Source organism: Sphingomonas sp. Marseille-Q8236 (assembly GCF_965112005.1).
Window position 1 is genome coordinate 1,079,589 of sequence record NZ_CBCOPO010000002.1, and the last position, 23,121, is coordinate 1,102,709.

At 64.9% G+C, this 23,121-nt stretch carries 23 protein-coding genes; 13 read left to right on the forward strand and 10 right to left on the reverse strand.

Going from position 1 to position 23,121, the window contains the following annotated elements:
* The first annotated feature begins 195 nt into the window (after positions 1-195).
* The 3 genes from ACWPWT_RS17460 (at position 196) to ACWPWT_RS17470 (ending at position 3,474) form a co-directional block, all read left to right on the forward strand.
* Positions 196-2,322 carry a GumC family protein gene (locus ACWPWT_RS17460; protein ID WP_454280750.1) on the forward strand — a complete coding sequence of 709 codons (2,127 nt, stop codon included), beginning with the start codon at positions 196-198 and terminating at the stop codon, positions 2,320-2,322.
* 211 nt (positions 2,323-2,533) lie between these two features.
* Positions 2,534-2,956 carry a nucleoside-diphosphate kinase gene (gene ndk / locus ACWPWT_RS17465; protein ID WP_042482585.1) on the forward strand — a complete coding sequence of 141 codons (423 nt, stop codon included), beginning with the start codon at positions 2,534-2,536 and terminating at the stop codon, positions 2,954-2,956.
* Positions 2,956-3,474: a GNAT family N-acetyltransferase gene (locus ACWPWT_RS17470; RefSeq protein ID WP_454280751.1), complete on the forward strand. Its 519-nt coding sequence runs from the start codon at positions 2,956-2,958 to the stop codon at positions 3,472-3,474. The genes ndk and ACWPWT_RS17470 overlap by 1 nt, the downstream gene beginning before the upstream one ends.
* 4 nt (positions 3,475-3,478) lie before the next feature.
* On the opposite strand, the gene ACWPWT_RS17475 is transcribed toward ACWPWT_RS17470, so the two are convergent.
* The 4 genes from ACWPWT_RS17475 to purM are packed head-to-tail and all read right to left on the reverse strand — an operon-like array spanning position 3,479 to position 6,060.
* Complete coding sequence (locus tag ACWPWT_RS17475; RefSeq protein ID WP_454280752.1) at positions 3,479-4,078, reverse strand: hypothetical protein; 600 nt, start codon at positions 4,076-4,078, stop codon at positions 3,479-3,481.
* The gene (locus tag ACWPWT_RS17480) at positions 4,075-4,362 is read right to left on the reverse strand and encodes an MmcQ/YjbR family DNA-binding protein (RefSeq protein ID WP_454280753.1); all 288 of its coding nucleotides are present in this window, start codon (positions 4,360-4,362) and stop codon (positions 4,075-4,077) included. The genes ACWPWT_RS17475 and ACWPWT_RS17480 overlap by 4 nt, the downstream gene beginning before the upstream one ends.
* Entirely contained in the window at positions 4,359-4,934 is a 576-nt protein-coding gene (gene purN / locus ACWPWT_RS17485) for a phosphoribosylglycinamide formyltransferase (RefSeq protein ID WP_454280754.1), read from the reverse strand. The genes ACWPWT_RS17480 and purN overlap by 4 nt, the downstream gene beginning before the upstream one ends.
* A complete protein-coding gene (gene purM / locus ACWPWT_RS17490; RefSeq protein ID WP_454280755.1) occupies positions 4,927-6,060 on the reverse strand; it encodes a phosphoribosylformylglycinamidine cyclo-ligase in 1,134 nt (377 codons plus the stop codon). The genes purN and purM overlap by 8 nt, the downstream gene beginning before the upstream one ends.
* 59 nt (positions 6,061-6,119) lie before the next feature.
* Between purM and ACWPWT_RS17495 the strand changes: the two genes are divergently transcribed.
* Genes ACWPWT_RS17495 through ACWPWT_RS17510 form a run of 4 tightly spaced genes read left to right on the forward strand, consistent with a single transcriptional unit; the run spans position 6,120 to position 11,657 of the window.
* Entirely contained in the window at positions 6,120-7,379 is a 1,260-nt protein-coding gene (locus ACWPWT_RS17495) for a heavy-metal-associated domain-containing protein (protein WP_454280756.1), read from the forward strand.
* Entirely contained in the window at positions 7,376-7,984 is a 609-nt protein-coding gene (locus ACWPWT_RS17500) for an HdaA/DnaA family protein (RefSeq protein WP_454280757.1), read from the forward strand. Before ACWPWT_RS17495 ends, ACWPWT_RS17500 begins: the two co-directional genes overlap by 4 nt.
* A gap of 17 nt (positions 7,985-8,001) precedes the next feature.
* Complete coding sequence (locus ACWPWT_RS17505) at positions 8,002-10,167, forward strand: RNA degradosome polyphosphate kinase (RefSeq protein WP_454280758.1); 2,166 nt, start codon at positions 8,002-8,004, stop codon at positions 10,165-10,167.
* 17 nt (positions 10,168-10,184) lie between these two features.
* Positions 10,185-11,657, forward strand: coding sequence for a Ppx/GppA phosphatase family protein (locus tag ACWPWT_RS17510; protein WP_454280759.1), 1,473 nt, complete (start codon positions 10,185-10,187; stop codon positions 11,655-11,657).
* Here ACWPWT_RS17510 and ACWPWT_RS17515 read toward each other — a convergent pair.
* Together ACWPWT_RS17515 and rnd are read right to left on the reverse strand one after the other, a co-directional pair.
* The gene (locus tag ACWPWT_RS17515) at positions 11,644-11,928 is read right to left on the reverse strand and encodes an I78 family peptidase inhibitor (RefSeq protein WP_454280760.1); all 285 of its coding nucleotides are present in this window, start codon (positions 11,926-11,928) and stop codon (positions 11,644-11,646) included. The genes ACWPWT_RS17510 and ACWPWT_RS17515 overlap by 14 nt on opposite strands.
* Positions 11,928-13,106: a ribonuclease D gene (rnd, locus tag ACWPWT_RS17520; RefSeq protein ID WP_454281002.1), complete on the reverse strand. Its 1,179-nt coding sequence runs from the start codon at positions 13,104-13,106 to the stop codon at positions 11,928-11,930. Before rnd ends, ACWPWT_RS17515 begins: the two co-directional genes overlap by 1 nt.
* A gap of 137 nt (positions 13,107-13,243) precedes the next feature.
* On the opposite strand from rnd, the gene aspS reads away from it, so the two are divergent.
* Positions 13,244-15,058, forward strand: coding sequence for an aspartate--tRNA ligase (gene aspS / locus ACWPWT_RS17525; protein WP_454280761.1), 1,815 nt, complete (start codon positions 13,244-13,246; stop codon positions 15,056-15,058).
* A 91-nt stretch (positions 15,059-15,149) separates the two neighbouring features.
* Here the strand turns inward: aspS and ACWPWT_RS17530 are convergent, their stop codons facing one another.
* Positions 15,150-15,800, reverse strand: a complete 651-nt coding sequence (locus tag ACWPWT_RS17530) for a carbonic anhydrase (protein WP_261269520.1) — start codon at positions 15,798-15,800, stop codon at positions 15,150-15,152.
* 151 nt (positions 15,801-15,951) lie between these two features.
* Between ACWPWT_RS17530 and lipA the strand changes: the two genes are divergently transcribed.
* Positions 15,952-16,875, forward strand: a complete 924-nt coding sequence (gene lipA / locus ACWPWT_RS17535) for a lipoyl synthase (RefSeq protein WP_261269521.1) — start codon at positions 15,952-15,954, stop codon at positions 16,873-16,875.
* On the forward strand, positions 16,875-17,333 hold the full coding sequence (locus tag ACWPWT_RS17540) for a type II toxin-antitoxin system RatA family toxin (protein ID WP_261269522.1): 459 nt from the start codon (positions 16,875-16,877) through the stop codon (positions 17,331-17,333). The genes lipA and ACWPWT_RS17540 overlap by 1 nt, the downstream gene beginning before the upstream one ends.
* Here ACWPWT_RS17540 and ACWPWT_RS17545 read toward each other — a convergent pair.
* The 3 genes from ACWPWT_RS17545 to ACWPWT_RS17555 are packed head-to-tail and all read right to left on the reverse strand — an operon-like array spanning position 17,294 to position 19,493.
* Positions 17,294-17,794: a CinA family protein gene (locus ACWPWT_RS17545; protein ID WP_454280762.1), complete on the reverse strand. Its 501-nt coding sequence runs from the start codon at positions 17,792-17,794 to the stop codon at positions 17,294-17,296. The genes ACWPWT_RS17540 and ACWPWT_RS17545 overlap by 40 nt on opposite strands.
* Complete coding sequence (locus ACWPWT_RS17550) at positions 17,794-18,324, reverse strand: hypothetical protein (RefSeq protein ID WP_454280763.1); 531 nt, start codon at positions 18,322-18,324, stop codon at positions 17,794-17,796. The genes ACWPWT_RS17545 and ACWPWT_RS17550 overlap by 1 nt, the downstream gene beginning before the upstream one ends.
* Complete coding sequence (locus tag ACWPWT_RS17555; protein ID WP_454280764.1) at positions 18,321-19,493, reverse strand: bifunctional 2-C-methyl-D-erythritol 4-phosphate cytidylyltransferase/2-C-methyl-D-erythritol 2,4-cyclodiphosphate synthase; 1,173 nt, start codon at positions 19,491-19,493, stop codon at positions 18,321-18,323. The genes ACWPWT_RS17550 and ACWPWT_RS17555 overlap by 4 nt, the downstream gene beginning before the upstream one ends.
* A gap of 90 nt (positions 19,494-19,583) precedes the next feature.
* On the opposite strand from ACWPWT_RS17555, the gene dusB reads away from it, so the two are divergent.
* From dusB to ntrC, 3 genes are read left to right on the forward strand one after another with little or no spacing between them, the layout of a single operon-like run.
* Positions 19,584-20,585, forward strand: a complete 1,002-nt coding sequence (dusB, locus tag ACWPWT_RS17560; protein ID WP_261269526.1) for a tRNA dihydrouridine synthase DusB — start codon at positions 19,584-19,586, stop codon at positions 20,583-20,585.
* Positions 20,569-21,636 carry a two-component system sensor histidine kinase NtrB gene (locus ACWPWT_RS17565; protein WP_454280765.1) on the forward strand — a complete coding sequence of 356 codons (1,068 nt, stop codon included), beginning with the start codon at positions 20,569-20,571 and terminating at the stop codon, positions 21,634-21,636. Before dusB ends, ACWPWT_RS17565 begins: the two co-directional genes overlap by 17 nt.
* The gene (gene ntrC, locus ACWPWT_RS17570) at positions 21,633-23,075 is read left to right on the forward strand and encodes a nitrogen regulation protein NR(I) (RefSeq protein ID WP_454280766.1); all 1,443 of its coding nucleotides are present in this window, start codon (positions 21,633-21,635) and stop codon (positions 23,073-23,075) included. Before ACWPWT_RS17565 ends, ntrC begins: the two co-directional genes overlap by 4 nt.
* Positions 23,076-23,121 lie beyond the last annotated feature (46 nt).

The window sequence follows — 23,121 nt, forward strand, 5'->3', positions numbered from 1 at the left end:
TATGGGACAGTTGCAGTGCAGCATAATTTGCTCGAAGACGGTGCGACCTGTACGAGCGCAATTGTCCTATCGCGGATCGGTGGCGTTCCGGGGGACGATGCGCATTGCCTTGCGTCGGAGGGAAGGTCACCGGTACACAATCGGACGCTTTAACCGCCGCGCAGGATGTCAAATGGTCGGGACGGAGACAAAAATATGAACCCGCTGGTGCCTGTCGAACAGGATTCGGCCAAGATAATCGACATCGGCGCCGTCATGAACGCGGTCCGTCGGCGCATCATTCCCATCGCGATCACGATGGTCATCGTTCTCGCGCTAACCGCCGTCAGCTACAAGCTGGCCACCCCGCGCTACAGTGCCGAAGGGCAGGTTGGTATCGAGCGCACCAACGAGGAAATCGTCAATGCGCAGCAGGACCAGCGCCTGCAACCCCTGACCACCGATTCGTCATCCGTCGATACGGAAGTCACGCAGATCCTCTCGCCCGAAACGCTGGGTCGCGTCGTGGACCGCCTGGGTCTGGCGAAGAACCTGGACTTCGTCGGCACCGATCCGGTCGATCCGACGACGGCACGCAATAATGCGATCGGTGCATTGACCGGCGGTTTGAGCGCCAAGCGCGACGGCACCTCCTATGCCATCGACGTCAGCTTCCTGTCGACCGATCCCGTCATGGCGGCGAAGATCGTCAACACGGTAATGGACGAATATCTGAACCGTCAGCAAATACAGAAGCGCGATGAGCGGAATAAGGAAATCGGTCTGCTCAGCTCGCGTATCGCCAGCGCGCGAGGCGAGTTGCTGGGAGCCGAGACCGAGGTGGCCCGTTTCCGTGCGGCGACCAACCTCGTCGACATTCAGAATGAAAGCACCAACGCGCAGCAGTCGATCGCGGTGCTCAACCAGCAACTGGCCGATGCGCAGGCCCAGCAGGCCGTAGCGGAGGCACGGAACACCGCCCGCAGCGCGAGCAGTGCCGGCGCAGGATCAGCGGTGACCTCGCCGGTGCTACAGCAGTTGCGCACCGAGGAAGCGGCGCTGAGCGCTCAACAGGCCTCGCTTTCGGAACGCTATGGCGAACGCCATCCGCAGGTGATCGAGACCAACGAGAAGCTGCGTGAGACGCGCCGCCAGATCGCATCGGAAACCGCACGAGTCCGCCAGAGCCTGGCCGCCGAGGCCGATGTCGCGCGTCGCCGCACTTCCTCGATCGTCTCGTCGCTCGGCGCACAAAAGGGGCAGTTGCTTCAGGGCAATGCCGCATCGGTCCGCCTGGGCGAACTGGAGCGCAAGGCGACGACGCTCAAGAGCCTCTACGAAGCGCTGCTCGAGCGGTATCAGCAGGCGATTGCCCGCCAGGGCACCGAGCGTAGCGCGGCTTACATCATCGCGCGGGCGTTTGTGCCGCAAAAGCCCGATAGCCCGAAGAAGATCGTCTATGGCGGTGGCGGCTTGTTGGCGGCGCTGCTCGCCGGGGCGCTTGTCCTGGCCGGCCTGGAAATGGCGGAGAACGGCTTCACCACCCGCCGTCAGGTCGAACGCGCGCTGGGCCTGCCGGTGCTGGCCTCGATCCCCGATCTTCGAACGCTCGATCGTCATCGGATCAAGTCGCCTACCCCTGCCACGATCAGCCATCATTTGGTCGAGCATCCCGGAAGCGTCTTCAGCGAGGCCTATCGCTCGATCCGCACCGCATTGAAGGTCGGACGCGAGGAGCAATCGGTGAAGGTCGTCGCGATCTCCTCCGCGCTTCCGGGCGAGGGCAAGACTTCGACTTCCTTCTCGCTCGCTCGCTCTTCGGCGTTGGCTGGCATCACGACCGTCCTGGTCGATTGCGACCTTCGGCGTCAGGCGACCAGCCGTCAGATGGAAGGGGCAATTCAATATGGTCTCGCCGACCTTCTGCGTGGTGAAGCGACGCTGGATCAGGTCCTGGTCCGCGACAGCGCAAGCGGCGCTTTCCTGTTGCCGCAGCGTCCGACCAATGCCGACACCTCGTACGATCTGATCGCCTCCAGCGCGATGCAGCATCTGGTCGAACAACTGCGCGAGCGCTTCGATCTGGTCATCCTCGACACCGCACCGCTTCTGGCGATCGCGGATTCGCGCGCTATCGCCTCGATGGCCGATGTCGCGTTGCTGGCGGTACGCTGGCGCAAGACGCCCGCTCCGGCGGTGCGGCTGGCGCTGGACCATCTGTCGATGGCGGACGCGCGGATCGGCGGCATCCTGATGACCATGGTCGATCTCAAGGTGCAGCGCCGTGCCGGAGCAGGCGACGAGATGCGCTACTATAATCGCTATTCCAGCTATTATAGCTGAAACGCAGCAGCTTCCGATCCACCATGATCCTTCCGAAAAGCCGCCGATCCCAATGGGACTGGCGGCTTTTTAGCATGGCTTGGTTGCCAAATCGGCCGAACGGGCCTCATCCGGGACGTCGACCGCCGCATAAGGCGTTGCAATGCGCCCAAGCCCCGATTAGGGCGACGCCACTTCCAGCCAACCCCCTATCAGGAGCTGCGTGACCATCATGGCCGCGAACCGTACCTTTTCGATCATCAAGCCCGATGCGACCCGTCGCAACCTAACCGGCGCCGTCACCAAGATGCTGGAGGAAGCCGGCCTGCGCGTCGTCGCTTCCAAGCGTATCCAGATGACCCGCGAGCAGGCCGAGGGCTTCTATGCGGTCCATAAGGAGCGCCCCTTCTTCAACGATCTGGTCGAATTCATGATTTCGGGCCCGGTCGTCGTGCAGGTGCTGGAAGGCGAGAACGCCATGCAGCGCAACCGTGACATCATGGGCGCGACCAACCCCGCCAATGCCGAGCCGGGCACGATCCGCAAGGAATTGGCGGAGTCGATCGAGGCGAACACGGTCCATGGTTCGGACTCGGACGAGAATGCGGCGATCGAGATTGCCTATTTCTTCAAGCCGGAAGAAATCGTCGGCTGATGGAATGGCGGCTGCGGCGGGCGGATGCGGGCGATGCGCCCGTCTTGTCGCTCGTCGCGGCCGCGACCTTCCTAGAGACGTTCGTCGGGGTCATCGCCGGTCCCGACATGATCCGCCACTGTTCGCGGAACAGCTCGCCGACCCGGTTCGAGCAATGGATCGCCGATCCGGACTGCGTGGCGACGCTTGCCGAACATCGTGATGGCGCCGCGCCGGTCGGCTACACGCTGCTGACCCCGCCAGATCTTCCCGTCGAAACCGATGCGCGCGATATCGAACTGCGTCGCATCTATACGCTTCTGCCTGCTCGGGGCACCGGGCTCGGCCACGGCTTGATGGCAAAAGCTGTCGATGACGCGCGCGCTTTGGGTCGGCGTCGGATGCTGCTCGGGGTGCTGGGCATCAATCATGTTGCTCGCGCCTTTTACGAGCGGGAAGGGTTCCAAGTCGTGGGGGCGCGGCGTTTCCAGGTCGGGACCGCCGTGTTCGACGACGCCATCTACGCCCGCGCGATCTGAACGATCACGGGCGGGCGCTCGCCCAGGCCGCCGCAAGCTTTGCCGGCGTGCCGTTCCGATCCCGCAGACGAAGCCCCTCCAGGCGAAGCGTTCGCCCGCGCAGCACCCGACCCTCGGTCCGCCAGACGATGTCGTAAAGCCCCGTAGCGGTTCGGGCCGTATCCCCATCCCAATATCTGGCGGTGATGAGCACCGGCAGCCGCCCTTCGCGATCATCCGCGCCGCCATCGGTCAGCGCGAGTAGGGGGCCCGCAATCGGCTCCGCCTCGATCGCGGGGGCGGAGAGGGGCGTTTGTCGTTCGATGCTCGAGCCCTTGGGAAAATCGATCGTCAGGTCCGAAAGATCATGTCGGGGATCGCGCAACGCGATCCGTCGCCCACCCTGTTCGACATTGGACAACAAATCCAGCCGACCGCGCTCATGTCGCTGGGCGCTAGCCGTCGCCGCCTTGTCGGCCGCGTCGCTACGGCGCTGCGACCAGTTGAGATACAGGGTCAGCGCGGCGACCAAAAGGCCCGCAACCGCTACGAACTCCGCCAGCGTCAACAGCCGCCGCCGCGACCGGGCGCCCGGAGACGATGCGTCCCCGGTCTTGTCGCTCATCGCCCGCCCGCCTCCAGCAATTGCGTCGGGGCGACCAGTTCCCAGCTTCGTGCGATCCGATCCTCGACCAGCGTCCAGTCGGTCTCGTGGTCCAGCCGGATCTCGGCCCAGCAGGGCGCATTGCTGGGATCGGCGGTGCAGATGTTCAGCACCGCACCGTCCCCCACCAGCTTTGCGAAAATCTCGCCTTCGACCAAGAAACAGGCCTCGCCGTCGGCGCTTTGCTCCGCCGTGCCGGGCAGCAACAGGGCGATGTCGCGAATGCGGGTCAGGTGATCGGTCATCGACGCACAAACTCCGTCAGGATTCGGGGATATAGCCCATGCTCTTCGGTCAGCACGCGCGCCGCCAAGGTATCGGCATCGTCACCGGGCAAGATCGGCACCTCGGCTTGGCCCAGCACTTCGCCGTCATCCAGTTGCTCGGTCACGATATGGACCGAGCATCCCGCCTTGTCGTCGCCCGCGGCGATGGCGCGAGCATGGGTATCGAGCCCCTTATAGAGCGGCAATAACGACGGATGGATGTTGACGATCCGACCGCTCCACTTGGTGACGAAATCACCGGACAATAGCCGCATGTAACCCGCGAGCGCGATCACCTCGACACCCGCATCGCGTAGCGCCGCATCGATCGCCGCTTCATAAGCGGGTTTGCCGATGCCCTTGGGCGAAAGGGCAAAGGTCGCAATGCCCTGATCCGCCGCCCAGGCCAATCCGGCCGCCTCCGGCTTGTCGGAGGCGACGATGGCCACGCTATAGGCCGCGTCCGGTGCCCGCGATGCCATGACCAGGGACTGCATGTTGGAGCCGCGCCCCGAGATCAGGACGCCAACCTTCACCGGCGTGTCAGCCATTATGGGTGGCCGTCCAGTCCGCTCTGGCGCTCCAGGTACCGGCCGAGCCCTTGACGGTGCAGCCACGCTGCCCCGCTTCGACGCGACCGATCGTCACGACCGTCTCACCCGCCTCGCGCAGCGTCTGTGCCAGCGCGTCCGCCTGTTCGGCCGCGACGATCACCGCCATGCCGATCCCGCAGTTGAAGGTGCGGGCCATTTCCTCGGGTTCGATCCCGCCCTGCGCCTGGAGGAAGGCCATGAGGCGCGGTTGCTCCCAGCCATCGGCGTCGACCACGGCATGGGCGCCGACCGGCAGGACACGCGGAATGTTCTCGAGCAGGCCGCCGCCCGTGATATGGGCGAGCCCCTTGATCGTCCCAGCCTTGATCGAGGGGAGCAGCGAGCGGACATAAATCCGAGTCGGGGCCATCAGCGCCTCGATCAGCAACCGTTCCTGATCGAACAGCGCGGGCCGATCGAGCTTCCATCCCTTGTCGCTGGCCAGACGGCGAACGAGCGAAAAGCCGTTCGAATGCACCCCCGACGAAGCCAGGCCCTGGATCACGTCACCATCGGCGATCGTTGCGCCGGTCAGGACTTCCGTCCGCTCAACGGCACCGACGCAGAAGCCCGCCAGATCGTAATCGCCCGGAGCATACATGCCGGGCATCTCAGCGGTCTCACCACCGATCAAGGCGCATCCGGCGATACGACATCCCTCCGCGATCGAGGCGATGACGCGCTCCGGCACATCGCCTTCCAGCTTGGCGGTCGCGTAATAATCGAGGAAGAACAAGGGCTCGGCGCCCTGAACAACCAGGTCGTTGGCGCACATGGCAACCAGGTCGATGCCGACCCCGTCATGCCGGTCATATTCGATCGCGAGTTTCAGCTTAGTGCCCACGCCGTCATTGGCCGCAACGAGCAACGGATCGGAAAAGCCGGCCGCCTTGAGGTCGAAGAAGCCGCCAAAACCACCCAGGTCCGCATCGGCACCCGGCCGCCGCGTCGCCTTGGCCAGCGGGCCGATCGCACGGACCAGCGCATTGCCCGCGGCGATCGAAACGCCCGCATCGGCATAGGTGTAGGACGCGCCCGAACCGGCGGGCGATGGAGTGGTGGACGGCGTGCTATTGTCGGTCATGTTTGCCCGTTAGCTATATCGCGCTTGGATTTCCACGCCTGCTTCGCCAAAAGGCCGCGATGCGTTTGCGATTGCCCTCCATTATGTTCGGTCTGGCCGCTCTTGCCGGCTTAGGCGTCGGTGGCGGCGCGGTGCTCGCCCAGATCGAGGGTCAGCCACGCGGCGTCGCGCCGATCGACAGTGGTGGCGCCTATGAGGTGACCGGCGTTTCCGTCGATGTGGCGGGCAAGACGGCCGAGGCGGCACGGCTGGGCGGCTGGCGGATCGCGCAGCGCAAGGCCTGGGCCGTTCTGGCACAGCGCCTAGGTCGTGGCGGGGTCGGGGCGTCCGACGACCTGCTCGATTCGCTCGTCAGCGGTATTGTCGTGGAGAACGAGCAAATCGGCCCCACTCGCTATGTCGCCCGACTGGGCGTGCTGTTCGACCGGGTTCGCGCAGCAGGGGTGCTGGGCGTTTCCGCCTATGCCGACCGGTCGCCGCCGATGCTGGTCATGCCCCTCCAGATTTCGGGTGGTGCGTCCCAGATGTTCGAGGCGCGCACCCCCTGGCAACAGGCCTGGGCCCGCTTTCGGACGGGTAACAGTTCGATCGACTATATCCGGCCGTCGGGCACCGGCACCGATCCGCTCCTGTTGAACGCCGGGCAGATCGGGCGGCGGTCGCGCGGCTGGTGGCGAACGATCCTCGACCAATATGGCGCGTCGGATATCCTGATCCCGGTGGTCCGCCTCTATCGCCAATGGCCCGGCGGCCCGGTCATCGGCGTCTTCGAGGCGCGGCATGGCCCCGACAACGCCCTGATCGGCACGGTGACCCTGCGCGTCGGTAGCACCGATAGTATCAACCAGCTGCTCGATACGGGCGTGGGACGCCTGGACGGCATGTACCAGCGTGCGCTGGCGAGCGGTACGCTGCACCCGGATGCGACGCTGACCCCGCCTCCCAAGCCCGAGGAAGCGGTGATCGACGATACCACGCCGGGCGAGGAGCCGATCACGGGGCTGGATTCCGCCATCGCCGCGACCGGCGCGGGAATCGCCATCACGCTGCAATATGACGCGCCCAGCGCCAGCGCGGTGGCCAATGCCGAAAGCCTGATCCGGTCCATCCCGGGCGTCGTCCGCGCCGGTACGACCAGTCTGGCGCTGGGTGGCGTTTCGCTGATGGCGGTCACCTATGACGGTGATCCGGAGCAGCTTCGCCGTGCGTTGGAACAACGCGGTTTGCAGGTGTCCGGCTCGGGCACCACTTTGCGCATCCGGCGTGCGGCTTCGCAGCCCACGCCCGCGCCTCAATCGGATAATGTGACGACCGGATGAACCAGATGGCGCTGCCGCTGCAATGGCCGGCGGACCCCCGATCAGATGCCTTTCTGCTGACCGATTCGAACCGGATGGCGGCGAAGATGCTCGACCAGTGGGAGGCATGGCCGACTATGGCCGCGATCCTGACCGGACCGCGAAAGTCGGGACGGTCGCTGCTCGCACGGATATTCGCAGCGCGAAGTGGCGGCACGATCATCGACGATGCCGAGCGTGTGCCCGAGGTCCAGATCTTCCACGCGTGGAACAATGCCCAGGCGGAGCGCCGACCGCTGCTGATCGTCGCGGATGCGCCGCCGCCGCGCTGGCAGGTCAAGCTGCCCGACCTTCGCTCGCGACTCGCGAATAGCAGTCTGGCGGAGATTGCCGCCCCAGACGACGAATTGGTCGCGGCGCTGTTTGAGCTTTTGTTTCAACGGCGCGGGCTTGATGCCCGTCCTGATCTGATCGAGTGGCTGACGCTTCGAATCGAACGTAGTCACCTTTCTGTCATGCGAGCAGTGGATATGCTGGATCAGGGGGCGATGGAACGGCGTGCGCGCTTGTCCATTCCCTTGGCACGATCCACCCTGACCGCGGCCGGCCTGATCGCCGAGCCGTAAGCCGCAAGCGAGTAACGATGACCCGTCCTGCCCATATCGCGCAAATGTCCGAGCCGGACGACGATCATTTCGCAGCGGAGCCGAACGGGCGGTATTTCAATCGCGAACTCTCCTGGCTCGCCTTCAACCGGCGCGTGCTGGAGGAGGCGTGCAACACCGCGCATCCCTTGCTCGAACGATTGCGCTTCCTGTCGATCTCTGGATCGAACCTGGACGAGTTCTTCATGGTCCGCGTCGCCGGGCTGAAGGGGCAGCAGGCACAGGACGTCGAACAGCGCTCGGTCGACGGCCTCACCCCGGCACAGCAGCTCAGCGGTATCATCGCCGAGGCGGATCGCCTGATGGCCAGCCAGCAGGAAGTCTGGGGCGATCTGCGCATCCTGCTCGATGAGGCAGGCATCTTCGTCCTGCGGCGGGACGCGATCGACCCGGAGGCCAGCGCCTGGCTGGAAACGCATGTCCGTGACCAGATTTTTCCGATCCTGACGCCCCAGGCACTGGACCCGGCGCATCCCTTTCCGTTCATCCCCAACAAGGGGCTGTCGATGATCTTCGATCTGACCCGCGTGTCGGACAAGGCGCCGATCCGCGAGTTGGTGATGATCCCCGCGACCATGCCGCGCTTCGTCCGCCTGCCGGGCGAGGTGGCCCGCTATGTCGCGATCGAGACGATCTTGCGGCGCTTCTCCGGACTGCTGTTTCCAGGGTATGTCGTCAACGGCGCGGCGACCTTCCGCGTCCTGCGCGACAGCGATATCGAAATCGAGGAAGAGGCGGAGGATCTGGTCCGTTACTTCGCCAATGCCATCAAGCGGCGTCGGCGCGGGCGGGTGATTCGACTGGAGCTGGAAACCGGCATGCCGGACGAGCTGGCCGATGTGTTGCGAGGCGAACTCGGCGGATCGGACGCGATCATCACCGAGAGCGGCAACCTGCTCGGCATCGGCGATCTCGACATGCTGGTAGACGAGAATCGCCCCGACCTGAAATTCCCGCCTTATGCCCCGCGCTTTCCCGAGCGGATTCGCGAATTCGCGGGGGATTGCTTTGCCGCGATCAAGGCGAAGGACATCGTCGTCCACCATCCCTATGAAACGTTCGAGGTGGTGATCGCCTTTTTGAAGCAGGCCGCGGTCGATCCGGACGTGGTGGCGATCAAACAGACACTCTATCGCGCGGGCAAGCAGTCGGCCGTTATCAACGCCCTGATCGCGGCGGCCGAAGCAGGCAAGTCCGTCACCGCCATCGTCGAGCTGAAGGCCCGGTTCGACGAAGAGCAGAATCTTTATTGGGCCTCCGCGCTGGAGCGGGCGGGCGTACAGGTCGTCTATGGTTTCATCGACTGGAAGACCCATGCCAAGGTATCGATGGTCGTCCGGCGCGAGGGAAGCGACTTCCGCACCTATTGCCACTTCGGCACGGGCAATTACCATCCAGTGACGGCGCGCATCTATACCGACATCAGCTTCTTTACCGCCGATCCGCTGATCGGACGGGATGCGGCGCAAATGTTCAACTACATTACCGGCTATGTCGAACCGGCCGCGATGAGCCGGGTCAGCCTGTCCCCGCGCGACCTGCGGCCCAATTTGATGGCGCTGATCGACGCGGAGATTGCCCATGCGCGGGCCGGTCGTCCGGGCAGCCTCTGGGCCAAGGTCAACTCGCTGGTCGATCCGCTGGTCATCGAGAAGCTCTATGAGGCGAGCGGCGCCGGCGTGGAGATCGACCTGATCGTTCGCGGCATCTGCTGCCTGCGCCCCGGTGTGCCGGGCATGTCCGAGAATATCCGCGTAAAGTCGGTGGTCGGCCGCTTCCTGGAGCATAGCCGCATCTGGGCATTCGGTGATGGCAAGGCGCTGCCCCATGATGCGGCCAAGCTGTTCATTTCCTCGGCCGATTGGATGCCGCGCAATTTCGATCGCCGTGTCGAATATATGCTCCCCATCCTGAACCCGACGGTTCACGACCAGATCCTCGACCAGGTCATGGTCGCCAACCTGCTCGACAATGAACAAAGCTGGGAATTGGAGCCGGACGGCAGCTATGTGCGCGATCAGCCTGGGGATCGCCCCTTCAACCTGCATCGGTATTTCATGACCAATCCATCCCTTTCGGGGCGCGGGGCCGCGCTCGACAGCAGCAAGGCGGTGCCGACCCTGTCGCTCCGGCGGCAACGATGATGCGCGCGGTCTGAACGATGGCGGCAGCACGCGCACCACGCACCGCGATCATCGATATCGGGTCCAACTCGGTCCGGCTGGTCGTGTATCAAGGACCGGCACGACTGCCCGCGATCCTGTTCAACGAAAAGGTCATGGCCGGTCTGGGTCGCGGATTGGCCGCAACCGGTGCGATCGATCCCGCCGCACTGGCCAAGGCGCAAATCGCCCTGGCACGCTTTGCCAGCCTGGCGCGGGAAATGGGCGTGACCAGTCTGCGCACCGTCGCGACGGCTGCCGTCCGTGACGCGGCCAATGGCGGCGATCTGATCGCCTGCGCCGAGGCGCTGGGCCTGGAGGTCGAGCTACTTTCGGGCGAGCAGGAAGCCAAGGCGGCGGGCGAGGGGGTGCTTTCCGCAATCCCGGATGCCGATGGCATTGTCGGCGATCTGGGCGGCGGCAGTCTGGAACTGGTTCGCGTCCGTGACGGCAATGTCGAAGATCGGGTGTCCTTTCCGCTCGGCGTGCTGCGCATTCCGGCCCTGCGCGAGCGTGGCGGCAAGGCGTTCGAGCGGCATATCGCGCGGCTCATCGAGGAAGCGGGTTGGGACGGGCGGGGACGTGGTCTTCCCTTCTATATGGTCGGGGGGTCGTGGCGGGCGCTGGCGCGGCTGGACATGACGCTGGCCGATTACCCCTTGCCGATCATCCATCATTACGAACTGACGCCGGTCGATATCCTTCGCCTGTCGCGCACAATCCCCCATCTGGGCAAGGCGCGACTGCGCGAGGTGCAGGGCCTGTCCTCGAGCCGCGCCGCCACGCTGGGCGACGCGACCGCCTTGCTCAGCGTGCTGCTCAAGCATCTGGGCAGTAGCACGACGGTCGTCTCCGCCTTCGGCTTGCGCGAGGGATTGTTGTTCGGCGCGCTGGACGCCCGTACCCGTGCGCTCGATCCTCTGATCGTCGGCGCGCGCGAGGAGGGCCGGTTGCTGGGGCGTTTTCCAGAACATGGCGATTTGCTGGACCGCTGGATTGCGCCCCTGTTCGACGAGGAGGCCGTTGGCGATGCGCGCCTCCGCCACGCATCGTGCCTGCTGGCCGATGTGGGCTGGCGCGCCAATCCGGAGTTCCGGGCCGAGCGCGGGGTAGAGATCGCGTTACACGGGAATTGGGTGGGGATCGACGCGACCGGCCGGGCGATGCTGGCGCAGGCGCTGCATACCAGCCTTGGCGGAGGATTGGACGTGCCGGCGCCACTGGCGGAGCTGGCGACACCCGCACAGTTGAAGCGCGCAACGGCCTGGGGCCTGGCGATCCGCCTCGGCCAGCGGCTAAGCGGCGGGCTGGCGGGACCTTTGGAGCGGACCGAACTGATCGTCGAGGGATCGATGCTCGGCCTGGCGATGCTCGACGCGGACCGGGGCTTTTATGGCGAGGCGGTGGAGCGCCGCCACAACGCACTGGCCGCCGCCCTCGGGCGCACGCCGAGCCGGATCAGCCGCACCTGACGCGGAGGATCCGGCCCTCGGCATCGACTTCGACATTCAGCCGGTCGATACGGTAATCCATCGTCACGACCGTGTCGGGACCGATGACCCGCAAGGTTCGCGAGCCCGACCGCTTCAACGCCTCGGGTCGCATCGAATCGGTCCATACCTTGCCAATCAGGGGCGCCACCCCGGCATCCCCGCAGTTGGCCCCAGCCGATATATCGGCCGCCTTGGGTGTCGGCGCGCAGGCCGCGACACCTATCAGCGCGCCGATGGCTAGCCCCTTCATCACGCAGCCTCCTCGGTATCGCGTACCATCTTCAGCTTGCCGCCCTTGACCACGAAACCCAGCCGCCCTTCGACCAGATCAAGTGCATCGCGACCGAATTGCTCGAACCGCCAGCCATCGAGCACCGACAGACCGGTCCGTACCCCGGCGGCCAGCATTTCCAGATCATCGGCCCGTGCGAGCAACCGCGGCGCCACGTCGATGTCCCGCGCTCGAATCTTGAGCAACAGCTTGAGCAGGTCGGCCACGAGCGCGCCTTCACGGCCGAGGCCCGGCTTGCGATCATCGCGCGCGGGCAATTCGTCGGCTCCGAGCGGCACGGCATTGTCGAGCGCGTCCATCAGGCGGCTACCAATGTCGTTGCTCGCCCAGGTCGCCGAGAGCCCGCGAACCTTGGCCAGGTCCGCCTGTTTGCGCGGCGGATGACCGGCAAGATCGGCCAGCGTCTCGTCCTTGACGATACGGCCGCGAGGCAGATCCTTCGCCTGTGCCTCCAGTTCGCGCCACCGCGCGAGAGCCTTGAGACGGCCCAGCATGTCCGGCTTGCGTCCCGAGACGCGAACGCGTTTCCACGCGCAATCGGGGTCGTTCGCATAGTGCGCCGGATCGGCCAGCCGCTCCATCTCCTGATCCAGCCACGCCCCACGTCCGGTCTTACGCAGCCGTTCGAGCATCTTGGGGAAGATCGCCGACAAATGGGTCACGTCGCCGATCGCATAGTCGACTTGGCGCTGGTCGAGCGGCCGGCGCGACCAATCGGTAAATCGCGCGCCCTTGTCCACCTGAATGCCCAGCCAGCTATCGACGAGGTTGGAATAGCCGATCTGCTCGCCTTGCCCCAGCGCCATGGCTGCAATCTGCGTGTCGAACAGTGGGTGCGGGGTCTTGCCGGTCAGGTTATAGATGATCTCGATGTCCTGCCCACCGGCATGGAAGACCTTGAGCACCTCGTCGTTGTTCACCAAAAGGTCGAGCAGCGGCGTCATGTCGAGCCCCGGCGCCTTGGGATCGATCGCAGCGGCCTCTTCGGTGTCGGCGATCTGGATCAGGCAGAGTTCCGGCCAATAGGTGCTCTCGCGCATGAACTCGGTATCGACCATGACATAGTCGGCTTGCGAGAGGCGGGCGCAGAGGTTGGCGAGCGTGGCGCTGTCGGTAATCAACGGATGGACGTGCATCATCTGCACATAGCGGCAGGTGTGCAGCTTGACAAAGAGGAACGCAAGCGACCGCGCTTTGGGCACAATGGGATTGACAAAAGGGGGGCTGGCGGGGAAGCGGCTGGGCTTTCCCAGACGTTCAGAGAATGTTCGCCATGCACGCCTATCGTACTCATAACTGCGCCGCGCTGACGGCCGAAGCCGTGGGCCAGACGGTCCGCCTGTCCGGCTGGGTCCATCGCAAGCGCGATCATGGCGGCGTTCTCTTCGTCGATCTGCGCGACCATTATGGCATTACCCAGATCGTCGCGGACAGCGATACGCCCGCGCTCGCGATCCTGGAAAGCGTGCGCGTCGAATCGGTCGTGACGATCGACGGCGTGGTAAAGGCACGGTCGGCGGGCACGGTGAACCCCAACCTTGCGACCGGCGAGATCGAGGTGTTCGCGCGCGGAGCCACGGTGCTTTCCGCCGCCGAGGAGCTGCCGATGCCGGTCGCGGGTGAGCAGGAATATCCGGAAGATATTCGCCTGCGCTACCGTTTCCTAGACCTGCGCCGCGAGACGCTGCACGCCAATATCGTGCGTCGGACCCAGGTGATCTCGGACATGCGTCGTCGCATGGAGACGGCGGGCTTCACCGAATATTCGACCCCGATCCTGACCGCGTCCTCGCCCGAGGGCGCACGCGACTTCCTGGTGCCCAGCCGCATCCATCCGGGCAAGTTCTACGCTCTGCCCCAGGCGCCACAGCAATATAAGCAACTGCTGATGGTCGCGGGCTTCGACCGCTATTTCCAGATTGCCCCCTGTTTCCGTGACGAGGATCCGCGCGCCGATCGTCTGCCTGGCGAATTCTACCAGCTCGATCTCGAAATGAGCTTCGTCACCCAGGAAGAGGTTTGGGAGACGATGGAGCCGGTGATCGGCGGCATCTTCGAGAAGTTCGCCGACGGCCGTACCGTCACCCCGATCGGCCAGTTCCCGCGCATCCCCTATTCCGAGTCGATGCTGAAATATGGCAGCGACAAGCCCGACCTGCGCAACCCGCTGATCATCACCGACGTCTCCGAGCATTTCACGACCTCGGGCTTCGGGCTGTTCGAGAAGATCGTCGGCTCGGGCGGCGTGGTCCGCGCGATCCCCGCACCGGGCACCGCCGAGAAGAGCCGCAAGTTCTTCGACGAGATGAACGAGTGGGCCCGCGCCGAGGGACATGCTGGCCTGGGCTATGTCACCCGCAAGGGCGGCGAGTTCGGCGGTCCGATCGCCAAGAACCACGGCACCGAGGGCATGGAGGCGATCTATGCCGCGCTGGGCCTCGGCCCCGATGACGGTCTGTTCTTCGCGGCAGGCAAGGTGGATCAGGCGGCAAAGCTGGCGGGTCTGGCGCGCACCCGTGTCGCCGAACAGCTTGGCCTGATCGAGGAAGGTGCGTTCCGGCTGTGCTGGATCGTCGACTTCCCCTTCTATGAGTGGGACGAAGACGAGAAGAAGGTCGAGTTCGCCCACAATCCCTTCTCGATGCCGCAGGGTGGCATGGAGGCGTTGACCACCGCCGATCCGCTGTCGATCAAGGCCTATCAATATGATTTGGTCTGCAACGGCTATGAGATCGCGTCGGGTTCGATCCGCAACCAGTCGCCAGAGCTCATGGTGAAGGCGTTCGAGCTCGTCGGCCTGTCCAAGTCCGATGTCGAGGAGCGCTTCGGCGGCCTGTACCGCGCGTTCCAATATGGCGCTCCCCCGCATGGCGGGATGGCCGCCGGTGTCGACCGGATCGTCATGTTGATCTGCGGCGCGCAGAATCTGCGTGAAATCTCGCTGTTCCCGATGAACCAGCGCGCCGAGGATTTGCTGATGGGCGCGCCGAGCTTGCCCGAGCCGCGCCAGATGCGCGAACTCCACCTGCGCACGACCGCCGAACCCAAGAAGGACGGCGATCAGGTCGTGGTGGCGGCGAGCCACTGAACTCCATGACAAAAGGGGCGGGTGTCATCATCGACACCCGCCCCCGAAAGATACCGCCCGCGCAGGTCTTCACCCGCGCGGGCGTTTTGATTTACGCCGTTGCGACCGCAGCAGCCGCCGGCTTGAATTCGCCCTCTTCGTCCATCAGGTGCAGCACGCCATCCGCAATCGCGAAATAGGCGCCCCGCAGCTTGAGCGTACCCGCATCTTCACGCTTCGTGACGAAGGGGAAGGTGCGCATATTGGCGATCGACGTACGAACCGCTTCCAGTTCCATCTCGCGCATCGCATCCGGGCCGTCGCCATGCTTGGCGACAACCTTCTCGCGCGCACCGTCGAGCAGATGCACCCAGTCCGAAATGAAGCCGCCTTCACCCTGCGGCGCATGGGCGAAACCTTGCGTCAGAGCGGCCTTGCAACCGCCGCATGCGCCATGCCCCATAACGACGACATCGGTCACCTCGAGCTGCGTCACCGCGAATTCGAGCGCGGCCGACACGCCGTGATGGCCGCCGCCGGTTTCGAAAGGCGGAACGAGATTGGCGACGTTGCGCACCACGAAAATCTCACCCGGCAGCGTGTCGAAGATCTGAGCCGGATCCACGCGGCTGTCCGAGCACGCGATCACCATCACCTTGGGGCTCTGGCCTTCCTTCAGTTCGGCCCAGCGGTCGCGCTGGCGACGCCAATCGGAGGTCCGAAAGCGCTGATAGCCATCCACGAGGTCGTTAAAGTCGGTCATTGCTCTCTCTTGTACAGTTTGGAAGCCACGCTGTAGCAGGCGAACCCGACCATGGCCGTTTCGGTTCCATATCAAATTGTGTCTATGCCTGATATAGGTCAGGCCGCCGGGGGCATTGTGTCCGACGAGTAGCATCGCTATTTCGCGGGTCATGAACGAGTTGACACCGTTGGTCGCGCCGGTGCGCGCGCGCAAGCCCGATTGGATCCGCGTCAAGGCTCCGACCAGCGCCGGTTTCGCCGCGACCCGCGAGTTGATGCGCGCGAAGAGTTTGACGACCGTCTGCGAAGAGGCGGCTTGCCCCAATATCGGGGAATGCTGGTCGAAAAAGCACGCGACCGTCATGATCCTCGGCGACACCTGCACACGCGCTTGTGCCTTTTGCAACGTCAAGACGGGCATGCCGCGCAAGGTCGACGCGATGGAGCCCCAGAATGTGGCCGACGCCGCAGCGCAGATGGGCCTGAAACATATCGTGGTCACCTCGGTCGATCGCGACGACCTTCCCGATGGCGGCGCGTCGCAGTTCGTGAAGGTGATTCAGGCTCTGCGCCGGACGACGCCGGACACGACGATCGAAATCCTGACCCCGGACTTCCGCAACAAGGCGCAAGCGGCAATCGAGTCGATCGTCGAGGCGCGGCCTGACGTCTACAACCATAATCTGGAGACGGTTCCCCGGCTCTATCCGACGATCCGTCCGGGTGCGCGCTATTATGCGTCGCTTCGCCTGCTCGAGAGCGTCAAGCGCCACGATCCGTCGATCTTCACCAAGTCGGGCGTGATGCTGGGCCTGGGCGAAGAACGGCTCGAGGTCCATCAGGTGATGGACGACATGCGCTCCGCCGACATCGATTTCCTGACCATGGGCCAGTATCTCCAGCCAACTCCGCGCCACGCCAAGGTCGCCGAGTTCGTGACGCCCAAGGCATTTGACGCCTATGCTTCGATCGCCCGGGCCAAGGGCTTTCTGCTGGTCGCCAGTTCGCCGCTGACGCGTTCCAGCTACCATGCGGGCGACGATTTCGAGCGGCTGCGGTCGGCGCGTGAGGCGAAGCTGGCTGCCACGCGCTGATGCCCAAGCATAGCGAAACACGGCACCTGCCCTATACGCCGGAGCAGATGTTCGATCTCGTCGCCGACGTTGCGCGCTATCCGGAATTCCTGCCCTGGGTGTCGGCGATGCGCGTGCGGTCGGACTCGGACACCGAGACGGTGGCCGACATGATCGTCGGCTTCAAAGGGTTGCGAGAGACCTTCACCAGCCGGGTCACCAAGACGCGGCCGGAAGCGATCGATGTCGATTATCTCGACGGACCGCTAAAATATTTGCGTAACAACTGGCGCTTCCGCCCGGAGGGGCAGGGGTGTGCCGTCGACTTCACCGTCGACTTCGCGTTCAAGAACCGGGTGTTCGAGATGCTGGCGGGGCAGGTGTTCGGCACCGCGCTCCGCCGCATGATCGGCGCGTTCGAGGATCGCGCCGCCAAGCTTTACGGCAATAGCAGTTCCAGCGCCAACAGCGCCGCCTGAAGCCGAATCGCGCCCCGGCCGATATCGCCAAACTCATGGCGTTCGGCCTTCACATCCTCGGGATCGCCGTTACGTAGCGCCTGAGCGAAGACGACGGTCCCGACCGGCTTCTTCGCCGTCCCGCCGCCCGGACCCGCCACGCCGGTGATCGCCACCGCCACATCCGCTTCGCTGGCCGCCAACGCGCCCTGTGCCATGGCCCATGCGGTGGCGGTCGATACCGCTCCGAACGTCTCGATGACTTCGGGATTGACCTTGAGCAGACCGATCTTGGCCTGGTTCGAATAGGTCACGAACCCCGCCTCGACCACATCGGACGAACCCGGAATTTCGGTCAGGGCAGCCGAGACGAGCCCCCCGGTGCAACTCTCGGCGAGCGCGACTCGGCGACCGGCTGCACGGTTTTCGGTGACGACCCGATCGGCGAGTTCGACCAGTTCACGGGGCAGGAGCACGTCCATCAGCGGTTTCCGTTGGCGCAGAGCGGCAGGTCGGGCACGGCCACCTGCCGTCCTCGCGCCTTTTCCGTCTTGAGATATTGAAGCGCGGTCACGACGACCGATGCCATGTTGCGCGGGGGGAGGGGGGCAAGCTGGGTCACCAGCCGGTCGATCGTTCCGCAATCCTCCAGCCCGATCCGCCCAACGATGAACGGGACGAGCAGCGAGGTCAGCAGCGGCCGGGCATAGTCCGACTGTAGCAGCGTATCGATTGCCGGGTCGGACAGCTTGACGATCGCCGCGCGCGCGGCCGGCCAAGCCTGATCGGCCGCCCCTTCATATTTCGAGATCAGCGTGCCGCCACCCCGGATCAGGCTGGTGGCGGGCAGACGGCCCGCGCAGACGCGCCCAGTCTCGCGCAATATGTCGGGCATGGCGACCAGGGTCATCGCCTCGGCTTCCGGCGCGGTGATGCAGGCGTGCTGCTGGGCGCCGGCCACTTCCGGGACGGCCAGACCAAGAAGGGCGACGATCAGGCCGAAGCGCCTCATGCCGTCGCTCCGCTGGGCAGCCGCACCGTCGCGACCGCCTGGGTGGCGATCCCCTCACCGCGTCCGGTAAAGCCCAGGCGTTCCGTCGTCGTCGCCTTCAGACTGACGCGGCCCTCCTCGATATTCAGAAGCCCCGCGATACGCTTGACCATGGCGGCGCGATGCGGGCCGATCTTGGGGGCTTCGCAGATGATGATCAGGTCGACGAAATCGATCCGCCCGCCCTTCTCGGCGATCAGCTTGGCGGCATGCTGCAGGAACTGGCCCGACTCCGCGCCCTTCCATTGCGGATCGCTGGGCGGAAAATGCGTCCCGATATCACCCGCCGCGATCGTGCCCAGCAACGCGTCGGTCAGGGCGTGAAGCGCGACATCGGCGTCGCTATGCCCTGACAGCCCCTGATGATGGGGGATCAGTACCCCGCCCAGCCACAATTCCTCGCCATCTTCCAGCCGGTGGACGTCGAAGCCCATCGCGGTACGGGTCTCCCATGACAGTCGCATATCGGCTCCGGCCAGGTCGTCGGGATAGGTGATTTTCTCGAGCATGGCATCGCCCTGCACCAAAGCGACGCGTCCGCCAAGACGTCGCACCATCTGGGCATCATCGGTCGCCTCCGCATCGGCAGGCCAGGCGGCATGGGCGGCGATGACCGATTGCAGGTGGAACCCCTGAGGTGTCTGGACCCGAACGACGCCATCGCGGGGGACCACATCGCCAAGATAGAGGCCGTCCGCCCGGTCATCCGTCCTCGCCAGCGTATCGGCCACCGGCAGGACCGGCATGGCACCGTCCGCTGCTCCCAAACCGGCGAGCACGCGATCGATCACGTCGGCGGACAGAAAGGGACGCGCGGCGTCGTGGATCAGCACCTTCGTGACGCCCGCCACCGCCAGGTGACGAAGTCCGTTCGCCACCGACTCGCGACGGCGGCCCCCCCCGGCCTCGCACCAGGCACCCGGCAGCATGTCTCGGACCGTCTCTATCTGGTCCGGCGCGACCATGGTCAGAACGAGGTCGACCGCCGGGTGGCGGACCAATGCCGCGTGGCTCCAGGCGAGCATGGGCCGACCGCCCAGATCGCGGAACTGCTTCGGGACGCTACCGCCCATGCGGCTGCCGCCCCCCGCCGCGACGATCAGGGCCGCGACCTTTTCATTTTCGCTCATGCCCGGTGTCTAGCCGCTTTTCGCCACGCCCGCCAACCTTGCCTCCTGGCCCGTGTTCGCGTACAGGCTGCTCATTTTTCAGGCAGCATGATGCGTAATCTCGCCCCCATTCAGGTCGGTCCGGTGACGATCGACAGCCCCGTGGTCTTGGCACCGATGACCGGCGTCACTGATATGCCGTTTCGGACCCTGGTTCGCCGTTACGGATCCGGGCTGAACGTCACCGAGATGATCGCCAGCCAAGCCGCCATCCGCGAAACGCGCCAGTCGATCCAGAAGGCCGCATGGCACCCTCTGGAAGAGCCGGTGTCGATGCAGCTCGTCGGTTGCACCCCGCGCGAGATGGGCGAAGCGGCGAAGCTGAACGCGGATCGGGGCGCGGCGATCATCGACATCAACATGGGCTGCCCGGTCCGCAAGGTCGTCAACGGCGATGCGGGTTCGGCTTTGATGCGCGACCTGAAACTGGCCTCGGAGATCATCCGAGCGACGGTGGAGGCGGTCGATGTGCCGGTCACGCTCAAGATGCGGATGGGCTGGTGCCATGACAGCCTGAATGCTCCGGAACTGTCGCGGATCGCCGAGGATATTGGCGTCAAGATGATCACCGTCCATGGCCGGACCCGCAATCAAATGTACAAGGGGCAGGCGGATTGGGCCTTTATCCGCCAGGTCAAGGATGCGGTCTCGATCCCGGTCATCGCCAATGGTGATATCTGCTCGATCGACGATGCGGACATGGCGCTGGACCAGTCGGGTGCAGATGGGGTGATGATCGGACGTGGCGCCTATGGGCGGCCCTGGCTGCTCGGGCAGGTCATGCACTGGTTCGCAACGGGCGAACGGCGCGAGGACCCGCCGCTCGACGAGCAATATCGCGCCGTGACCGAGCATTATGATGCGATGCTCGATCATTATGGGACCGAGACGGGCGTCAACATGGCCCGCAAGCATATCGGCTGGTACACGCGCGGCCTCCATGGCTCGGCGGAATTCCGGAACAAGGTCAATCAGGAAGCCAGCGCGGATCGCGTAAAGGCGATGCTGTACGACTTCTATATGCCGCAGATCGAGCTTGCAGCCGCAGCCTGAGCCGACGCGCCACGGCAGGCCGGGCTTTGGGGCGCTGTTCGCCGCATTGCCGGTTGCGGTCGTGGTCGTCGATCCGGAGGATCGGATCGCCCACGCGAACGGTCTGGCGGAACAGTTGCTCAACCTGTCCGAGCGCCTGATGGTCGGACAGCCGCTGGCTGCGATCCTGCCGCCGCCGGATGCACCGCGCAGCCGCGACGGGCATGGGTTCGCCGTCTACGACACGGTCATCGCCACCCCACGAGGCCCCAAGATCCGCGTGGATTTCGTCGAGGCCCAGATTCCCGATCATCCGGGCTGGCGCGCGATCACGCTGCACAGCGCAGGCCCGTCGCGCCGTCTGGCCCATTCCTCGGAGCGCTCGGCCGGTGCAAGGGCGGCGGTGGGTGCGGCCGCGATGCTGGCGCATGAGATCAAGAACCCCTTGTCGGGGATCAGAGGCGCGGCACAATTGTTAAATGGCGGTGAGTTGACCACGCTGATCACGACCGAGGTCGATCGAATCGCCGCCCTGATCGATCGCATGCAGGATTTCAGCGATACCAGACCCTTGCCGCTCGCATCGGAGAATATCTATCCGCTGCTGACCCATGCGCGAAGCGTCGCGCTGGCGGGTTTCGCGAGGGGTATCCAGATCGAGGAGCGGTTCGATCCGTCTCTGCCGCCCGCGCGGATCAATCGCGACGCTCTGTTACAGATCGTCATCAACCTACTGAAAAACGCGCGCGAAGCGGTGCGTGTGGTCCGCAATCCCCGGATCATCCTCACCACCGCCTATCGGCATGGCATGTCGGTCAGCATCGGCGACGGGCAGGAGCGCCTGCCATTGCCGATCGAAATTTGTGTGATCGACAATGGACCGGGTGCTCCCCCCGACATCGCCGACCATTTGTTCGACCCCTTTGTGTCTGGCCGGCATGAAGGGCAGGGCCTGGGCCTCGCGCTCGTCGACAAGCTGGTTCGCGACATGAGCGGAATGGTTCAATATGCAAGAGAGGGTTCTCCCGAAATGACGGTCCTGCGCCTTTTGCTTCCTAGGGCCGTCCTATGAGCCATGTTCTGGTCGTCGACGACGATGCCGCCATCCGTACCGTGGTGGGGCAAGCGCTGCGCCGCGCGGGCCATGAGGTCACGGCGGTGGAGACGCTGGCCCGGCTCGACCGCGTATTGGCGGGCGGCGCGCCGGACATTCTGGTCACCGACGTCATCCTCCCCGATGGCGACGGCATCGACCATATCCGCAGCGTCGCCGATCGGTTTCCGGCGTTGCCGATCATCATCCTCTCCGCCCAGAATACGCTGACCACCGCCGTTCGTGCGGCGGAGGTCGGTGCGTATGAGTATCTACCCAAGCCTTTCGATCTCGACGCACTCACCAATGCCGTGGCGGGCGCGCTGGCGCGAGGGGGCGTGCTGGTCGAGGACGGACTGGCGGACGATGACCGCGCCCTGCCATTGATCGGCCGGTCGCAGGCGATGCAGAGCGTCTACCGCGTCATCGCTCGTGTCGTTTCGACCGACCTCACGGTGCTGATCTCGGGCGAGTCGGGGACAGGCAAGGAACTGGTCGCCCGCGCGATCCATGATCTCGGCCCACGCCGCGCCGCGCCTTTCGTGGCGATCAACATGGCCGCCATCCCACGCGAATTGATCGAGGCCGAACTGTTCGGCCATGAACGCGGCGCATTCACGGGCGCTGCACAACGCAATGCCGGGCGGTTCGAGCAGGCGGCGGGCGGCACGCTGTTTCTCGACGAGATCGGCGACATGCCGATGGAGGCCCAGACCCGGCTTTTGCGCGTTCTTCAGTCGGGCGAATTCACCACTGTGGGCGGCGCCCGGACGATCCGCACCGACGTTCGCATCGTTGCGGCGACCAACCGGGATCTCGCTCAGCAGGTTACATCCGGCCAGTTTCGTGAGGACCTGTTCTATCGCCTGAACGTCGTGCCGATCGCCTTGCCGGCCCTGCGCGAACGGCGGCAGGATATTCCACTGCTCGCGCGCCACTTCCTGGAGAATGCGGCGCTGCAAGGTCTGCCCAAGCGGCGGATCGACATGCAGGCGATCGATGCACTGGTAGCGCATGATTGGCCCGGCAATGTTCGCGAGTTGGAGAATATGATGCGCCGCCTCGCCGTGCTGGCGCGCGACGAGGTCATCGATGCCGACGCGATCCGCGCCATGATGGGCGAGGCTCGCCCGTCTCATGGCAGTGCGGCAGGGGCGAACGAGGGCGATCTTGCCACGGCGGTGCGTAGTTACCTGGCGCGACTTGCGGTAGAGCGTCCAGCGATCCTGGATGACGGCTCGCTCTATGACCGGGTCATCGGCGAAGTCGAACGGCCGCTGATCGAGGCGATGCTCGCCCGACACGGCGGCAATCAGTTGCGCACTGCCCGTGCGATGGGGATCAATCGCAACACGCTGCGCAAACGCCTGGACACGCTGAACATCATGGCCAGCAGTGGCGATGAGGCTGGCGACTGACCAACCAAATTTCTACGAATTGTGGCTTGCAGGTCACGCTTCACGT

What these genes read in the sequence shown, in the direction of transcription:
- ACWPWT_RS17460 (WP_454280750.1), top strand. Translation starts at nt 196, where the DNA reads ATGAACCCGCTGGTGCCTGTCGAACAGGATTCGGCCAAGATAATCGAC.
- ndk (WP_042482585.1), top strand. Translation starts at nt 2,534, where the DNA reads ATGGCCGCGAACCGTACCTTTTCGATCATCAAGCCCGATGCGACCCGT.
- ACWPWT_RS17470 (WP_454280751.1), top strand. Translation starts at nt 2,956, where the DNA reads ATGGAATGGCGGCTGCGGCGGGCGGATGCGGGCGATGCGCCCGTCTTG.
- ACWPWT_RS17475 (WP_454280752.1), bottom strand. Translation starts at nt 4,078, where the DNA reads ATGAGCGACAAGACCGGGGACGCATCGTCTCCGGGCGCCCGGTCGCGG.
- ACWPWT_RS17480 (WP_454280753.1), bottom strand. Translation starts at nt 4,362, where the DNA reads ATGACCGATCACCTGACCCGCATTCGCGACATCGCCCTGTTGCTGCCC.
- purN (WP_454280754.1), bottom strand. Translation starts at nt 4,934, where the DNA reads ATGGCTGACACGCCGGTGAAGGTTGGCGTCCTGATCTCGGGGCGCGGC.
- purM (WP_454280755.1), bottom strand. Translation starts at nt 6,060, where the DNA reads ATGACCGACAATAGCACGCCGTCCACCACTCCATCGCCCGCCGGTTCG.
- ACWPWT_RS17495 (WP_454280756.1), top strand. Translation starts at nt 6,120, where the DNA reads ATGCGTTTGCGATTGCCCTCCATTATGTTCGGTCTGGCCGCTCTTGCC.
- ACWPWT_RS17500 (WP_454280757.1), top strand. Translation starts at nt 7,376, where the DNA reads ATGAACCAGATGGCGCTGCCGCTGCAATGGCCGGCGGACCCCCGATCA.
- ACWPWT_RS17505 (WP_454280758.1), top strand. Translation starts at nt 8,002, where the DNA reads ATGACCCGTCCTGCCCATATCGCGCAAATGTCCGAGCCGGACGACGAT.
- ACWPWT_RS17510 (WP_454280759.1), top strand. Translation starts at nt 10,185, where the DNA reads ATGGCGGCAGCACGCGCACCACGCACCGCGATCATCGATATCGGGTCC.
- ACWPWT_RS17515 (WP_454280760.1), bottom strand. Translation starts at nt 11,928, where the DNA reads ATGAAGGGGCTAGCCATCGGCGCGCTGATAGGTGTCGCGGCCTGCGCG.
- rnd (WP_454281002.1), bottom strand. Translation starts at nt 13,106, where the DNA reads ATGCACGTCCATCCGTTGATTACCGACAGCGCCACGCTCGCCAACCTC.
- aspS (WP_454280761.1), top strand. Translation starts at nt 13,244, where the DNA reads ATGCACGCCTATCGTACTCATAACTGCGCCGCGCTGACGGCCGAAGCC.
- ACWPWT_RS17530 (WP_261269520.1), bottom strand. Translation starts at nt 15,800, where the DNA reads ATGACCGACTTTAACGACCTCGTGGATGGCTATCAGCGCTTTCGGACC.
- lipA (WP_261269521.1), top strand. Translation starts at nt 15,952, where the DNA reads ATGAACGAGTTGACACCGTTGGTCGCGCCGGTGCGCGCGCGCAAGCCC.
- ACWPWT_RS17540 (WP_261269522.1), top strand. Translation starts at nt 16,875, where the DNA reads ATGCCCAAGCATAGCGAAACACGGCACCTGCCCTATACGCCGGAGCAG.
- ACWPWT_RS17545 (WP_454280762.1), bottom strand. Translation starts at nt 17,794, where the DNA reads ATGGACGTGCTCCTGCCCCGTGAACTGGTCGAACTCGCCGATCGGGTC.
- ACWPWT_RS17550 (WP_454280763.1), bottom strand. Translation starts at nt 18,324, where the DNA reads ATGAGGCGCTTCGGCCTGATCGTCGCCCTTCTTGGTCTGGCCGTCCCG.
- ACWPWT_RS17555 (WP_454280764.1), bottom strand. Translation starts at nt 19,493, where the DNA reads ATGAGCGAAAATGAAAAGGTCGCGGCCCTGATCGTCGCGGCGGGGGGC.
- dusB (WP_261269526.1), top strand. Translation starts at nt 19,584, where the DNA reads ATGCGTAATCTCGCCCCCATTCAGGTCGGTCCGGTGACGATCGACAGC.
- ntrC (WP_454280766.1), top strand. Translation starts at nt 21,633, where the DNA reads ATGAGCCATGTTCTGGTCGTCGACGACGATGCCGCCATCCGTACCGTG.